This is a genomic window from Jeotgalibaca dankookensis, assembly GCF_002005405.1.
In the GTDB taxonomy this organism is placed as follows: domain Bacteria; phylum Bacillota; class Bacilli; order Lactobacillales; family Aerococcaceae; genus Jeotgalibaca; species Jeotgalibaca dankookensis.
In genome coordinates this window covers 1,626,583-1,641,278 of record NZ_CP019728.1, presented here as the reverse complement: position 1 = coordinate 1,641,278, position 14,696 = coordinate 1,626,583, and the positions used below count along the sequence as shown (strand labels likewise).

14 protein-coding genes and 1 pseudogene are annotated in these 14,696 nt (G+C 36.9%); 8 read left to right on the top strand and 7 right to left on the bottom strand.

All coding sequences use genetic code 11. From position 1 onward, the window contains the following. Positions 1-11 precede the first annotated feature (11 nt). From BW727_RS08070 to BW727_RS10805, 6 genes and pseudogenes are all read left to right on the top strand, one after another. Positions 12-908, top strand: coding sequence for an ROK family protein (locus tag BW727_RS08070; RefSeq protein WP_062469527.1), 897 nt, complete (start codon positions 12-14; stop codon positions 906-908). 61 nt (positions 909-969) lie between these two features. Further along, complete coding sequence (locus BW727_RS08065; protein WP_062469530.1) at positions 970-2,184, top strand: MalY/PatB family protein; 1,215 nt, start codon at positions 970-972, stop codon at positions 2,182-2,184. 13 nt (positions 2,185-2,197) lie between these two features. Then, a pseudogene (locus BW727_RS10945) lies at positions 2,198-3,050 on the top strand (FAD-dependent oxidoreductase); the annotation flags it as partial. 54 nt (positions 3,051-3,104) lie between these two features. Then, on the top strand, positions 3,105-3,533 hold the full coding sequence (locus BW727_RS10940; protein ID WP_227807265.1) for an NAD(P)/FAD-dependent oxidoreductase: 429 nt from the start codon (positions 3,105-3,107) through the stop codon (positions 3,531-3,533). An 11-nt stretch (positions 3,534-3,544) separates the two neighbouring features. Further along, entirely contained in the window at positions 3,545-4,465 is a 921-nt protein-coding gene (locus BW727_RS10810) for a dicarboxylate/amino acid:cation symporter (RefSeq protein ID WP_236953704.1), read from the top strand. Positions 4,466-4,470: 5 nt separating this feature from the next. Next, complete coding sequence (locus tag BW727_RS10805) at positions 4,471-4,938, top strand: cation:dicarboxylate symporter family transporter (protein ID WP_236953703.1); 468 nt, start codon at positions 4,471-4,473, stop codon at positions 4,936-4,938. 233 nt (positions 4,939-5,171) lie between these two features. Here the strand turns inward: BW727_RS10805 and BW727_RS08050 are convergent, their stop codons facing one another. The 3 genes from BW727_RS08050 to BW727_RS08040 form a co-directional block, all read right to left on the bottom strand. Further along, entirely contained in the window at positions 5,172-6,089 is a 918-nt protein-coding gene (locus BW727_RS08050) for an NADH:flavin oxidoreductase/NADH oxidase family protein (protein WP_062469532.1), read from the bottom strand. Positions 6,090-6,223: 134 nt separating this feature from the next. Beyond that, positions 6,224-7,156: a 2-dehydropantoate 2-reductase gene (locus BW727_RS08045; RefSeq protein WP_062469534.1), complete on the bottom strand. Its 933-nt coding sequence runs from the start codon at positions 7,154-7,156 to the stop codon at positions 6,224-6,226. A 23-nt stretch (positions 7,157-7,179) separates the two neighbouring features. Beyond that, positions 7,180-8,226, bottom strand: coding sequence for a PTS sugar transporter subunit IIC (locus tag BW727_RS08040; protein ID WP_062469538.1), 1,047 nt, complete (start codon positions 8,224-8,226; stop codon positions 7,180-7,182). A 227-nt stretch (positions 8,227-8,453) separates the two neighbouring features. On the opposite strand from BW727_RS08040, the gene BW727_RS08035 reads away from it, so the two are divergent. Then, entirely contained in the window at positions 8,454-9,473 is a 1,020-nt protein-coding gene (locus BW727_RS08035) for a YeiH family protein (protein ID WP_062469541.1), read from the top strand. Between the two features lie 40 nt (positions 9,474-9,513). Here the strand turns inward: BW727_RS08035 and BW727_RS08030 are convergent, their stop codons facing one another. The 4 genes from BW727_RS08030 to BW727_RS08015 are packed head-to-tail and all read right to left on the bottom strand — an operon-like array spanning position 9,514 to position 13,613. Beyond that, positions 9,514-10,869 (bottom strand): D-serine ammonia-lyase, encoded by a 1,356-nt coding sequence (locus BW727_RS08030; protein WP_077795822.1) that lies wholly within the window; start codon positions 10,867-10,869, stop codon positions 9,514-9,516. Positions 10,870-10,889: 20 nt separating this feature from the next. Next, positions 10,890-12,167 (bottom strand): serine--tRNA ligase, encoded by a 1,278-nt coding sequence (serS, locus tag BW727_RS08025; protein WP_062469544.1) that lies wholly within the window; start codon positions 12,165-12,167, stop codon positions 10,890-10,892. 3 nt (positions 12,168-12,170) lie between these two features. Continuing rightward, positions 12,171-13,232, bottom strand: coding sequence for a PTS sugar transporter subunit IIC (locus BW727_RS08020; RefSeq protein ID WP_062469547.1), 1,062 nt, complete (start codon positions 13,230-13,232; stop codon positions 12,171-12,173). 21 nt (positions 13,233-13,253) lie between these two features. Next, positions 13,254-13,613: a RidA family protein gene (locus tag BW727_RS08015; protein WP_217994419.1), complete on the bottom strand. Its 360-nt coding sequence runs from the start codon at positions 13,611-13,613 to the stop codon at positions 13,254-13,256. 359 nt (positions 13,614-13,972) lie between these two features. On the opposite strand from BW727_RS08015, the gene BW727_RS08010 reads away from it, so the two are divergent. Continuing rightward, the gene (locus BW727_RS08010; protein WP_062469550.1) at positions 13,973-14,674 is read left to right on the top strand and encodes a helix-turn-helix transcriptional regulator; all 702 of its coding nucleotides are present in this window, start codon (positions 13,973-13,975) and stop codon (positions 14,672-14,674) included. Positions 14,675-14,696 lie beyond the last annotated feature (22 nt).

Below are 14,696 nucleotides of genomic sequence, written 5' to 3'. Positions count from 1 at the left end.
AGGTGATGATTATGGCGTTAGCTGTATTTGATATTGGTGGAACTTCTGTTAAATGTGGTAGGTGGGAAAATAATCAACTCTATCCAGTTAATAGTTTTCAAACACCGCTCAGTTGGGCAGAATTAAAAATGCAATTAAAAAATACTTTTGATCAAATTGAAAAAGTTACCGGTGGAAAGCTTGAAGGGGCCGCTTTTAGTAGCCCAGGATCTGTTTATTCCGAAGAAGGTGTTGTTCGAGGATTCAGCGCTGTTTCTTATTTACATCATTTTCCAATCCGTGATGAATTAGAAACTTTATTAGGTGTACCAGTCACCCTTGAAAATGATGCCAATTGTGCTGCCCTTGCAGAAACATGGCAAGGAGTAGCTAAAGGTGTGGACAACGTTGTTTTTATTGTAATTGGAACCGGTATTGGAGGTGCAATTATTTTAAACGGAGAGCTTATTAAGGGACGGAACTTATTCGGCGGTGAATTTGGGTATATGCTACTTACGGATACGCAAAATTTTAGTGACTTAGCCAGTCCGGTTGCAATGGCAAAAAAATATCAAGAAGAAAATAAATTATTGGAGCAAATAAGCGGAGAAAAAATATTTCAATTAGCGCTTGAAGGGGATGCAGTAGCAAGTCGGTACGTGAATGACTTGCGTAATAATCTTGCTAGAGGTATCCAAAACCTTTTAGTCGCTTACAATCCAGATATGGTTGTTATAGGTGGCGGAATGTCAGCACAAACAGCATTTATTCAATCGGTTGAAAAGCGAGTTAAAGAATTATTGGTTTGTACTCGTGCACAAGAGGTAGATGCCATTATCGTTCCCTGCCAGTTTCAAAATCAAGCAAACTTAATTGGTGCTGTTGCATCCTATTATAAACAAATTGGTTCTAAAAAGACTCCTAGTTAGGAGTCTTTTCTTATAACCTTATGTTAAACTAACAATAAGACATCAAAAAAGGTGGGATAGCATGTTAAAATATAATTTTGATCGGCTAGCAGATCGCGATAAAGATGATTCAATTAAATGGACAAAAAGTATCAATGAGGATCGCTTTGGTCCTATACCCGATGACTACATTTCGATGTGGATTGCTGATATGGACTTTGAACTCGCACCGCCCGTTTGTAATCATCTAGAAAATCTTATGGAGAAAAAGACTTTCGCCTATATTTATCCCTATGAAAACTTTTTTAGAGCCATTCAATATTGGATGACTCTAAAAACAGATAATCAAGTTCCTCTAGAAGAAATTTGCCTAGATTATGGTATTGTCAGTTCCTTATATCACGTGGTCCAAACCTTTATCCAACCAGGAGACCGCGTGTTAATGCATACACCCGTGTACAATCCTTTTCGAGAAGCAACTGAAAACAACCAAGGAATCCTAATAGAAAACAAACTCCTGGTAAATGAAGAAAAACGGTTTATGATTGATTTTGAAGAGTTAGAAAACCAAATGCAAGAGTCAAAACCAAAATTATTCATTTTATGTAACCCCCATAATCCAGGTGGCACCGTTTGGTCACGACAAGATTTAACGCGACTTGCTGAATTGTGCCTAAAGTATAATGTCATTTTAGTTTCAGATGAAGCTCATTCTGACCACATCCAAAATGGTACTTTTACAAGTGCACTTGATTTGGAAGAAAAGTATCGCCAAAATTTAATATATGTTAACTCCCCTAACAAAGCCTTTAATATTGCTGGTTTAAAGACAAGTTATGTCATTATTCCTAATAATAAATTATGTGAACAATATCGAGAAACACTCGTAAAATGCCACATTGAACAACCCAATACCCTTGGTGCGGCAGCGCTTGTCGCAAGTTATACACCAGAAGGCTTAGAATGGGTACAAGAATGTTTTAGCTACATTGTTAATAATTACCAATGGGTAGTCAAATTTGTAGAAAAAGAGATACCACAGTTGGAATTAATGCCCATGGATGCCTCTTATGTTTTATGGATAGATGTCTCTGATACTGGGATGAGTGGTGAAATCTTTACTACTAAACTAGCACAGACAAAAGGCGTTTTAGTGCAAGAAGGGCTATCGTTTGGTCCCGGAGGCGAAGATTATATTCGTATCAATTTAGGAACATCGTTGGAGTTAGTTCAACAAGCTTTTAAGCGCATAGCGGAATGCTTAAATGAGACCGTTACGGACGAAATAAATATTTAAAAGGAGCTTTATTATGGAAGTTGTTATTATTGGAGGAATTGCTGCAGGAATGGGTGTTGCTGCTAAAGCTGCACGAGAAAATCCACAAGCAAAAATTACCGTTATTGAAAAAGAAGATTATATTTCTTTTGGGGCGTGTGGACTTTCTTATTATCTAGGGAATCAATTTGATGACGAAGCAGTCATGTTTGCACGGACAGTTGCGCAAATGGAAAAAACAGGCATTGACATTAAGATTGGCCACGAAGCAACAGATTGATTACGACCAAAAAACTGTTTATTACCGTAATCTAAAAACAAAAAAGGAGGATTTAACCTCTTATGATCGTTTAGTCATTGCTTCAGGTGCAAATGCGGTTGTTCCTAATATTCCAGGTGTAGAAGCATCAAATGTTTACCCGTTTACCCGTTTAAAAGCTGTGCAAGAAATAAAAAACCAACTTGATGATTATCAGACTGTTACGATTATAGGTGGCGGTTTTATCGGTGTTGAAGTGTCGGATCAACTTGCTTTGTTAGGGAAAAAAGTTACTTTAGTAGAGGGTTTAGATCGCTTAATGGCTGGACAATTTGATCCGGAGTTTTCAGAAAAAATTAAAGGAGCCGTTCTAGAAGAGGGTGTAGAGGTATTAGTCAACCAATTTGTTAAAGAATTAGTTGTCGAAGATGGGAAAGTAACCCAAGTGAAAACAGCTGATCATACGATTGATACGGATCTAGTCATTCTAGCGATTGGTTATCGTCCTCATACTGCCTTTGCCAAAAATGAACAGTTAGAAATGTTAGGAAATGGCGCAATAGTGATTGATCCATCTGGAGAAACATCTATTAGCGACGTATTTGCTGCTGGCGACTGTGCTTCTTCTTTGCACCGACAACTAGGAGATATTTACCTTCCATTAGCTACAGTAGCAAGTAAAATGGGGCGGATTATCGGCGTAAATGTCGTTTCTGATAATAAAAAATCGCTCGAATATGTGGGGAGCTTGGGTACTGGTGCTGTTAAAGTAGGACGATACGAAGCGGGTCGAACAGGGCTTAACGAAGTACAGGCTCAAGAATTAGGTCTCGCTTATAAAACCACCCTTATTTCAACGCTGAACCATACAGAATATTGGCCAGACTACTCTGACATTGATATAAAACTTATTTATGAAGTAGGGAGCAAACGGTTACTCGGAGCACAAGTATTCGGGAAAAAAGATGCAGTATTGCGAATGACGGCATTGACAACCGCTATTCATGCTGGCTTAACAACGGATGAAATAGGTTTTATCGATTATGCCTACGCACCACCTTTTTCAACAACATGGGAGGCTATCAATATTGCCGCTAACACAGCAAAATAAGGAGGGAAAAAATGATTGATATTCCGTTATTCACAGGGTTTCTAAAGATGAGTAATTATATTACCTTTATTGCTTTTCTAGCGCTGATAGGTGCTTATATTTTGTTAAATAGTTTAAAAAAGCGTAAAGCATCCTTCCAAGTACGTATGATGACAGCTCTTGCTTTAGGATTAGGAATAGGGATTGCAATTGATTTATTTGGTTCAAACATCGGTCTTTTGTATACGGAATACGCCCAAATGGAAATTACGACGTGGTTTAGTATATTTGGATCAGGTTTCATTCGTTTGGTTCAACTACTCGCCGTTCCTATTGTCTTTTTGTCTATTATTGAAGTTATTACGAAAGTTGAAGGAACCGATATAAAGGCCTTAACCGGAAAAACCTTCGTTATTTTACTAGGTACAACAGCTATATCAGTTTTAGTCATGATCTTTTTGTTGAAACTATTTCCACTGGATGCTACGAGTTTTACCGGTGATATTGAAGCAGGCAAAATGGAACAGATTGGGACGATTTCAACACAAAGTTTTCCCGAGTTTTTCTTAAACTTAGTACCAAGTAATATATTTTCAGTTTTTTCTAATAACAGTGCCATCGTTTCTGTGGTGATAACAGCGGGCTTGTTTGGGGGTGCTATTCGCTTCTTGAAGGGGAAAAAACCTGAGAAAGTTGCACCGTTTTTGGAATTATTAAGTTCCAGTAAGGTAGTTGTTAATAGTGTTTTAACCAACGTTATTAAAGTGATGCCATATGGTGTTACTGCTTTGGTGGCAACAACAATCATATCCAATGGTATTACCGTTATTATGAGTGTCATTGGCTTTATTTTAGTGCTTTATTTAGGTGTCTTAGCAATGCTAATTGTTTATATGGGACTTCTATTACTGGTAGGAGTAAACACCCTGTCCAGTTTTATAAAAAATCTCTGACAACGATGTTATTTGCATTTTCGAGCCGATCTAGTGTCGGAACACTTCCTTATACATTAAATACGTTGGAAGATTTAGGAGTGTCTCAACAAAGTGGAAACTTTGTAGCAACACTTGGGACATCTATTGGAATGAATGGCTGTGCAGGGATTTTCCCAGCCATGTTGGGAATCTTATTGGCACAAGCGACTGGTGTTGAGATGAATATTGCTTTTTATGTGCTACTGATTATTGTCGTAACAGTTGGTTCAATTGGAATTGCGGGCGTGCCCGGTACTGCTACAGTAGCAGCGACAGTAACGCTTAATAGTTTAGGCTTAGGAGCCTATATGTCACGTATTGGTGCTATTTTTGGGATTGACCCAATCATTGATATGGGACGGACGATGATTAATGTGACCGGTTCAATGGTTAGTGCTATTATTGTTGACCGTTGGGAAGGAACCTTTGATCAGGAACAGTTTAAGCGCTAAAAATATTAAAAGATTGCTTTTTTCTCAAAAGAGAAAGAGCAATCTTTTTAATTAGCTTCTCTTAGGTGATAAAGCTGCTGGGCCATGGGAAAAAGCAGATTGAAGAAGAGGAGACCAAGCATTCCGGTGCACGCGTGGCGCCAATCCTTCTCCCATTCGTTTCATCTGTTGACTATAATAACTCATGGCAGCCAAGGAGCCGACCTTTTTGTCTAAGAAACCAACACCTGTTGTTAATCGGGCAGGCTTGCTGCTTGATAGGTTCCTGTATGAATCTGATTGGGTAAATCTGGTTCAATAACCAGTGGACGAGCAACGCCAATCATTGAAACATCGGCAGTACTAACTGCTTCAATCATACTCTCTACTTTACAGAATCCGCCAATAACCGCAATCGGAACAGATACAAGCTGACTTATTTTACTTGCATAATCAAGAAAATAAACATCACCGTCTCCCATCATTTTTGGATTTTCATAGTTACCACCAGAGATTTCAACTAAGTCAATTCCCAAAGAATCCATTTTCTTAATAACCGCAAGTGAATCTGCTTCACTAAAGCCGTCTGTTTTAAAATCGGTGGAATTGATTTTTAAACCAATCGGGTAGTCTTGCCCCAAATTTTGGCGCATCCCTTGGTATATTTCGACTAAAAATCGCATCCGATTTTCTAATGAACCACCGTATTGGTCTGAACGACGGTTGTCATGGGTAGATAAAAACTGGTTTACTAAATAACCATGTGCGCCATGTATTTGTACTCCGGTAAAACCAGCTTTTTTGGCTATGAGTGCAGTATTAATAAAGCGTTGAATGGTATCTTGAACTTCTGAAAGGGTCATTTCTCTTGGTGAATTGAATGCCTTACTCATGGATCCACTCAAAGGAACCGCGCTCGGCGCAATGGGATGCTTAGAAATAGTACGTGGGCTTTGTTTACCCGGGTGATTAATTTGCATCCAAATATGGCTGCCATTCAAACTTCCTGCTGAGGCCCATTGACTTAGGGCATTTAAATCATCTTCGTTTTCGACAACGATATTGCCAGGTTCGCCCAAATATCTACTATCAACCATAACGTTTCCAGTTAGGGATAATCCAATTCCACCTTGTGCCCATCTTTTGTATAAGGTAATAAGTTGTGGTGTCACATGATTTTTTTTATTTTAACGCCTAATTTCAAACTAATAGTTTCAAATAACTTCTCAACTGTAATGATAGTTGCTCCTTCCTTTATAAAAATAAACACGTTTCTATCACTTACTGACAGAAACGTGTTTATCTTTTATTTTTTAATTCCTAATGTATCTTCTTTCGCATGAATCAAGTCAGTAATAGCTTTACAATAAGATGCTTCTAAGTTAAATTGTTTTGAAATTTCCACAACCGCACCATTTAAAAAATCAATTTCAGTAGGACGTTTGTTAGCTAAATCTTGATGCATAGATGGATAGTGGGCACCTACGCTGTCAGCTAAACCTTTAAGATAGGTAATTGTCTCATCAACATCAAGTTCAATACCATCTTGTAATTTAGCAACTGCTGCAAATTCTGTAATGATACCTGATAGCATGGAGTCTATGGTTGATGAAGCAAAAACTTCTTCGATATTTGAATCAAGAAGTGCACATAACGCATTCATTGTCCCGTTTACACATGCTTTACGCCAAGTTGTAAAGTTAACATTGTCGCTGTAAACACCATTTAAACCACTTTTTGTAAGAATGTCCACAATTTCAAGTGCGCCTTCTTTTTCTTCTGGATCACTATTTTGTAATTCGACAGGCCCTTGACCATTAAAGTGAGTGACGCCTGGCGCATCAATACCAGCAGTCCAGACAGTTGTTCCCATAATGATGTTCTTTTTATCGACGAATTGTTGAAGTGTTTGTAAGTGGCCTAAACCATTTAATAGACAAATAACTTTAGTATCTTCACCAATAATATGGTCAATACTCTTCATCATTGCTTTTAGACCCATAGATTTTGTAAATACAAAAATGGCATCCATTATTTCGTTTAGTTCATGCGGTTTACACATTTTCATTTCTTCGATATCTTCAACACCGTTAACAGTAATTTTCAAACCATTTTCGTTGACAGCTTGAATATGTGCATCCCAGTTGTCTAATAAAGTGACATCTTGTCCACCTTTTTTTTGTAAGAGGTAACCAAACCCGCATCCGAGTGCGCCTGATCCTGCAATTGCTATTTTCATGAATCTAATCTCCTTCATATAAATTAATTTTTTACGGGTACAAATTTGAAGATTTCGTGCTCGTAAATTTTTAATACTTTATTAAATAGTAAATCTATTAATAGGGCTCCCACAAATGGTATCACAAAGTAAGCAACAATTACCATTAAGACACTTGTTCCCATTTCAACGGCTTGGATTGGTCCAACAAGACCTACAATCCCAAATCCTGCTGTTTGCGGCAGACCTTGAATATTAATTAAATAAGCGCCAATACCTGAAAGAATAGCATTCGTAATAATTGGGACAAGAATACGTGGGTATTTAACTAAGTTTGGCATCATCATTTTCATGGCGCCTAGTAAAATTGCTAATGTTGTCCCACTTTGATTTACTTTTCTAGATCCGATGACTAAAACAGCAGTACAAGCAGTAACGCCAATAGCAGCAGCACCGGCTCCAAGTCCTGAAATCCCAATTGCAATCCCAATTGCGACTGTAGAAATTGGTGAAATAATTAAAATAGAAAAAGCAACGGAAATAAGTACTGCCATTACAAGTGGTTGTAATTGTGTAAAGCTATTAATAATATTTCCGATTGTTGATGTTACAAGACTAACATAAGGTAAGGTTAGTAATCCAATAGTACCAACTCCTGCTCCTACTAATATAGGAAGGAGAATAAGTGTCAAGGAACCAAGTTTTCCATCTAAAAGACGGGTAACAAAAACAGCTAGTCCCGCCATCAGCATGACATTGACTAAATCCCCAATTCCAACTAACATAATGCCAGCATCTGTTGCAACGTAAGCACCAGAGCCTAAAAAGGTTGCCGCACCAATAATAACACTTTCCATTGGTTTTAACTTAAACTGCATCCCTACTAAAACGCCGACTAATGCGGGTGTTAAAAATTGCATAGTTGAAACGACCATTGCGAGCGTTGCAAAAATTGTGCCATAGGGGATGAGCGCTTTAAAAATGCCTCCTAAAATCGCATTAGCGATTAAACCAATAACAATTCCGCTAGCCGTACCAGCTAGGACTTTGTTCAAATAGTCCTTAAACGTGTAATGTTCTACTTCTGCCATAAAAAAATCTCCTTTTCTATATATCGTCTAGTGACATGTTTCTCAATAGTTTTGTTTACTTGACTATTTTATCACAAAGAAAGGATAAGTATGAGTGATAACAGTAAGAATTCATTAATAAAAATCTCATGTAAACCCTTTATTAGCAAGGAAACGCTTTAATGAATGAGTGACTATCATAAACTAATATTCTCATGTATAATTTTTAAAAATGAAAGGGTGTTTCTATGAAAAAAATAATCTCGTATATACCTGGCTTTATATTAGCCCTCATGATTGCAGTGGTAGCTACTTGGATTGAAATGCTACTGCCCATTCATCTTATTGGTGCATCTGTTATCGCATTGTTTATCGGGATGCTACTCAATCCCTTGATTAAGAAAAATAAGCTGATAGGCAAAGGAATAAATTTTACGTCTAAAAAAATCTTGCGCTTTTCGATTATTTTATTAGGAGCTTCACTCAGTATTACAACGATTCTCCAAGTTGGACGCATTTCTCTAGCAGTTATGTTTTTCACATTGCTTACTTGTTTTGGAGGGGGCTATTTCGTTGGAAAATGGCTAGGGTTAAACTGGAAATTATCAAACTTAATTTCAGCTGGGACTGGTATTTGCGGTGGATCAGCAATTGCAGCGGTGGCACCGGTAATTGATGCGGAAGATAAAGATATTGCGTATGCGATGTCTGCAACCTTTATTTTCGATATGGTTATGATTTTATTGTTCCCGATTATGGGACGGGCGATCGGATTAAATGATATGGCTTTTGGACTATGGGCAGGAACAGCTATTAATGATACTTCCAGTGTCGTTGCTGCTGGTTATGCTTTCAGTGAAGCAGCAGGAGACTTTGCAACAATGGTAAAGTTAACACGGACATTAGTTATTATCCCAACTGTTTTAGTTTTTTCACTTATTAACGCCCGGATTAAAGTAAATTCACAAAACTTAAATGAACAAGCAAGCAAAAAAGTTAAAATTACGACACTTTTTCCTTGGTTTATTTTAGCTTTCGTAGGGATGTCCTTATTAAATAGTTTTGGATTTTTCCCAGCAGCTCTTTCAAGTACCTTGAAGGACATCAGTAAGTTTTTAATGGTAGCTGCATTAGCAGCGATAGGGATGAAAACTAACTTTAGTGAAATGAAGCAATCTGGTTTTAACCCTATGATACATGGGTTCATTATCTCAAGTTTAGTGGTAATAGTGGCATTTATCGTTATTTACTTTATGGGACTTGTCTAAAGCAAAAAAAGAAGCAGCCACAGCTGCTTCTTTTTTTGTTTTAAAGGTTTTTCCCTTGATTATAAAATTCTTCCATATCATCTTTAGGAACCATACTACCACCAGTTGCCCAGGCAATATGAGTAGCATTTTTCATTTTATCTGTTAAATCATTTTCTTCTAAATAAGATTTTCCTTCTGTTGTACCAAATAAATGTGCAGCTCCCGGTACACCTGCAAGCGCAGCAGGTTCTAGTGGAATGTTTTCAATATCGATTAATTTTGTTAAAAGACTTTTTGCTTCTTTTTCTTGAAGAGTATAACCACCATCAAAGAAATGACTCATCAATTGAGAAACAAATCCAGATGTACGCGGAACAGCTAAACCGTCCATGCCTGTTTTACCATCAATATCAAAGTCGTAAATAGAAACTTGGTCAAACTCATTGGTTTCAAGACCTAATAGCATAGATGGCATATGGGCTGGTTCAGCAAAGAAGCAGTGAACATTGTCGCCATAAACATGTTTCAATCCAAATGTAATACCACCTGGACTACCACCAATTCCACATGGTAAGTAGACGAATAGAGGGTGATCAGCATCTACAAGAATACCTTTTTCATCTAGTTGTTGTTTTAGACGATTTCCAGCAACTGTGTAGCCTAGGAATAAATCAACGGAATGTTCGTCATCAACAAAATAGGATTTAGGGTTTTCGTTGGATTGCTTACGTCCATTTTCAACTGCTTTTGTAAAGTTCGTGTTGTGCTCAATGACGTTTACACCGTGAGATCTTAATAGGTCTTTTTTCCATTGTTTTGCTTCAATAGACATGTGTACAATGACTTCAAAGCCAAGAGCAGCTCCCATAATTCCTACACTAATTCCTAAGTTTCCAGTTGTTCCAACGGTAATGTTATAGTCTGAGAAAAATTTAGTGAATGCTTCACTTGCAAAGATTTCGTAGTTGACGTCTTTGCTTTCTAGTAAACCTTCTTCTAGGGCCAATGTTTCGGCATGCTTAAGCACTTCATAAATTGCGCCTCTCGCCTTAATAGTTCCAGCAATTGGGAGTGTATCATCACGTTTCAACATGAGAGAACCGTCGATGGTTACATCATAGGTTGCTTCTAGTTCTTTTTTGAATTTTGAAATTTCCGAAATCCCTGATTCGATGATTCCTCTTGTGTTAGCTGTTTCTGGGAATTTCTTTTCAATGAATGGTGCGAATCGTTCTAATCGATCTTCTGCATCTTTGATGTCAGCGTATGAGAATTTTGCATCTATTTTAGCATCTTCAAATTTAGGTTTTGATTTATTTATCCAAAATACATTTTTGAAATTCATAATATCTTTTATAACTGGGTTTTTAGCTTTAATTTCCTCAAGTTTTGTTTGTGTAATCGTCATTGCCATATTAAATCTCCTCCTGAATGTTAGTTAATAAATTCTAAGTTGTCCATATAAGGTACTAAAACGGTTGGAACTTTGACGCTACCGTCTTCTTGTTGGTAGTTTTCTAAAATTGCAGCTACAGTACGACCAATTGCTAGTCCAGAACCATTTAAGGTGTGGATGTAATTAACTTCGCCAGCGTCGTTACGGTAACGGATATTTGCTCTTCTTGCTTGAAAGTCTAAACAGTTTGAACAAGATGAAATTTCGCGATAAGTATTTTGTGAAGGGAACCATACTTCTAAATCATAGGTTTTGCTAGCTGAAAACCCCATGTCTCCAGTACTCAAGGTGATAGTTTGGAAAGGAAGTTCTAGTAATTCTAGCAGATGCTCGGCATTTTCTCGCATTTTTTCTAATTCATCAAAAGAATTTTCTGGTAAGGCATATTTTACCATTTCTACTTTATGGAACTGATGCATCCGGATGAGTCCTCGTGTATCTCTTCCTGCACTCCCAGCTTCAGATCTGAAACAAGGGCTGAGAGCGGTGAAGTAGGTAGGGATTTTTTCTAAAGGAATAATCTCATCAGCATAATAATTAGTCAAGGGTACTTCCGAAGTCGGGATTAACACCAGGTCTTCATCTTCAATTGCGAAGACATCTTCTTTAAATTTCGGAAACTGTCCGGTACCAAACATACTTTTTTTATTAACTAAAAAAGGCGGTATGATTTCTGTATAGCCATGTTCCTTCGTATTAATATCTAACATAAAATTATAGACAGCTCGTTCTAAACGAGCACCAAGTCCTTTACTATAAACGAAACGTGGACCAGAGACTTTTGTTCCTCTTTCAAAATCTAAAATATCAAGATTAATACCCACTTCATAATGGGGGAGAGGCGTAAATTTAAATTCAGTTGGTGTCCCTTTTTGATGTAAAACAGTATTATCTTCTTCACTTTCCCCAATAGGAACACTCTCATGAGCAACGTTTGGAATATTAGCAGCGATGTTGAAAAAATCTGCTTCAACTTCGCGAATTTCTTTTTCTAATTGTGAAATCCGATCTTTACTTTTTTTTGTTTCTGCAATCATTTTCTCTGCTTCTTCATGTGCCGCTTGTTTTTTTAAATCTTGAACCGAAGCACTCTGTGAATTTCTTTTATTTCTTAAATCTTCTAATTCTTTTAAAGAGGTTCTTCTTATTTGATCATATTCAATTAGCTTGTTGAGTGTTTCTTTTTCTACACCGCGCGCTTTTAAGCGTTCAATATAGTGTTCCTCATTATTTCTAATTTTTTTAATATCTAACAAGTGTTATCCCTCCAATGGTTCAGCTATTACTGGGCTGGTTGTTCCTAAGGTATCTTGACGTAGTTCGGCAGCGGTAATAATTTTGAAATTTTTGAAAAGGTGAGCGCCTAAGAATCCAGCTAGAACACTGACGATAATGCATCCAGCTGCTGCAATGAGAACTTTATTTGCAGGATTATAAGCGAACATAACCGCAAAACCTGCAATTGGTGTAGCTGTACCAGGAGTATTATTAATAAGTCCCATTAAGGAGACAATCACACCACTTGCTGCGCCACCAATAAAATTCGTTGCATAGACAGGGATTGGGTTGGCAGAAATAATGTCTGCTTGTGTTAAAGGTTCAATCGCAACTGCAATGGTATCTTTTTTATCTCCAAACTTCATTTTACTAAATAATACGTAGTTCATAAAGGAAGAACCGAAAACGGCTAGCGCGCCAATTGCCATGGGAATACCAGTTAAACCTAACATAGCGGTTAGCGCCATTGAACTTAGTGGTGCAGTCGCAACAACAGTTAGAATACCACCTAAAACAATTCCCATAATAATTGGACTAGAATCAGCAGTGGAGATAAGGATTTCACCAATTTGAAGGAGTGTTGCATCCACTAGGGGTGAACTAGCAACAGCGATTAAGCGAGATAGTGGTGCAGCAACGATAATAATAACGATTAGGTCAAGACCACCGGGAACTTTTTCTTCTAACCATTTAACAACAAATGAAATGAGATAGCCAGCAATAAATCCAGGTAAAATTCCCATACCGGAAACAGAAAGACCAACTAAAACAGCATATACGGGTGAAACTCCGAGCGCTAGTGGAACGAGGATAGCAGCAGCTACACCACCGAGACTCCCATTTGCACCACCGACACCAGCAAGGAATTCTAAACCTAAAACGTTTCCAAAAAAGGCTAAGTGGAATGCTTCAACTAGAAAACTAGCACACGCAGCTCCAGCTAAAGCTCCCATGGCTTTTGCGCCATGAGGTGCTTTGTAGTTAAACAAAGTAAAAAGTGATAAGACCAAAATTAATAAGATCGTTCCGAGTATAATGTCCATATAATTTCTCCTCGTTTGTTTTTATTTTTTAAAAGCAATAGCTTCTATTTCTACTAGCGCGTCTTTAGGTAGTCTGGAAACTTCAAATGTAGAACGACTTGGGTATGGTTGGTTAAAACGTTTTTCAAATAATTTGTTTATTTCATCGAAATCTTCTAAGTCATTCATTAAAACAGTTAATTTAACCACATCATCTAATGTTAAGCCTTCATTTTCTAAAACCAATTCAATATTAGCAAGTGAACGTTCGCATTGTGCAACAAAATCTTTTTCTAGCTCACCTGTTTCTTGATTTATAGGTAATTGACCAGAGATAAATAATAAATCACCAGCCCAACGTGATATAGAATAGGGACCCACACTCTTCATTTCATTTTTCAAATTATTTCCTCCTCTTTCTTTAGCTAAGGTAACTTTAAAATAAAACGTTTACAATGTCAATAAGAATTTATTATCATAATAATTAATTATTACATAAGAGCCTTAAAGAAAAGTTTTTTTCTCTTATTTCTCATCTGTAAATAGTTTATTATACTATATATTGCGTGTAACCTAACATAGTTAAAAAAGAAATCTGAAATAATAATGAGAATTTTAAATGAGTGAATTCATATCTAAATGCAACTGAAATCTAATGATTTCGTTTTATCGTAGTAAAAATTTACTATTTATAATTGATAAATTATCGCGAACTTGCTATAATTGGAAAAATATAAAGAAATAGTAATAGGATGGTGTGTATGGAAGCTGGGAAATTAGATTTTTATATATCTATGACGCATTTTTTAGGAGCGGCTTTGGGCCCGCGTTATGAAATTGTTCTACACATATTAGAAGATAAAAATTCTTATATTGCTTCTATTGTAAATAACCAAGTGAGTGGACGGACGACAGATTCACCGTTAACTAGTTTTGCCTTAGGTTTAATAAAGAGTGAAGAGTATAAAAAACGAGATTTTGTTTCTAATTACAAAGCAAAAATTAAAACTGGTGCCACTGTTCAAGGATCAACCTTCTTTTTAAAAGATTCGCTTGGGAATTTAGAAGGCATGCTCTGTATTAATACGGACTTCTCTAAACACATCGAGCTTGCTCATAGTATTTTAGAATTAGCTAACATCAATTCGGATTCGCTTGATAATAGGAATGTAAGTCCTGCCCATGTAACTTCTAATAAGGTAGTTGCATTAGATAACTATGTTCCAGAAGAAGTAGTAGAAGTTTTATCCGATAATGTTTCTGATATCATCGAGGAAGTGGTTGATCCAACCTTATTTGACGAAGGATATACTATTAGCCAAGAACGAAAGATTGAACTGGTAGAGTTGTTAGATAAGAAAGGCGTTTTCCAGATTAAAGGCTCGATTTCCCAAGTAGCTTCTGTCTTGAACGTATCAGAATCAAGTGTCTACCGTTACTTAAAAATTATTTCTAAACGTTAATGAAAGTAAAATCATTAAAGTC

What these genes read in the sequence shown, in the direction of transcription:
- BW727_RS08010 (WP_062469550.1), top strand. Translation starts at nt 13,973, where the DNA reads ATGGAAGCTGGGAAATTAGATTTTTATATATCTATGACGCATTTTTTA.
- BW727_RS08065 (WP_062469530.1), top strand. Translation starts at nt 970, where the DNA reads ATGTTAAAATATAATTTTGATCGGCTAGCAGATCGCGATAAAGATGAT.
- BW727_RS10810 (WP_236953704.1), top strand. Translation starts at nt 3,545, where the DNA reads ATGATTGATATTCCGTTATTCACAGGGTTTCTAAAGATGAGTAATTAT.
- BW727_RS10940 (WP_227807265.1), top strand. Translation starts at nt 3,105, where the DNA reads ATGGGGCGGATTATCGGCGTAAATGTCGTTTCTGATAATAAAAAATCG.
- BW727_RS08020 (WP_062469547.1), bottom strand. Translation starts at nt 13,232, where the DNA reads ATGGACATTATACTCGGAACGATCTTATTAATTTTGGTCTTATCACTT.
- BW727_RS08070 (WP_062469527.1), top strand. Translation starts at nt 12, where the DNA reads ATGGCGTTAGCTGTATTTGATATTGGTGGAACTTCTGTTAAATGTGGT.
- BW727_RS08045 (WP_062469534.1), bottom strand. Translation starts at nt 7,156, where the DNA reads ATGAAAATAGCAATTGCAGGATCAGGCGCACTCGGATGCGGGTTTGGT.
- BW727_RS08040 (WP_062469538.1), bottom strand. Translation starts at nt 8,226, where the DNA reads ATGGCAGAAGTAGAACATTACACGTTTAAGGACTATTTGAACAAAGTC.
- BW727_RS10805 (WP_236953703.1), top strand. Translation starts at nt 4,471, where the DNA reads ATGTTATTTGCATTTTCGAGCCGATCTAGTGTCGGAACACTTCCTTAT.
- BW727_RS08030 (WP_077795822.1), bottom strand. Translation starts at nt 10,869, where the DNA reads ATGGCAATGACGATTACACAAACAAAACTTGAGGAAATTAAAGCTAAA.
- BW727_RS08035 (WP_062469541.1), top strand. Translation starts at nt 8,454, where the DNA reads ATGAAAAAAATAATCTCGTATATACCTGGCTTTATATTAGCCCTCATG.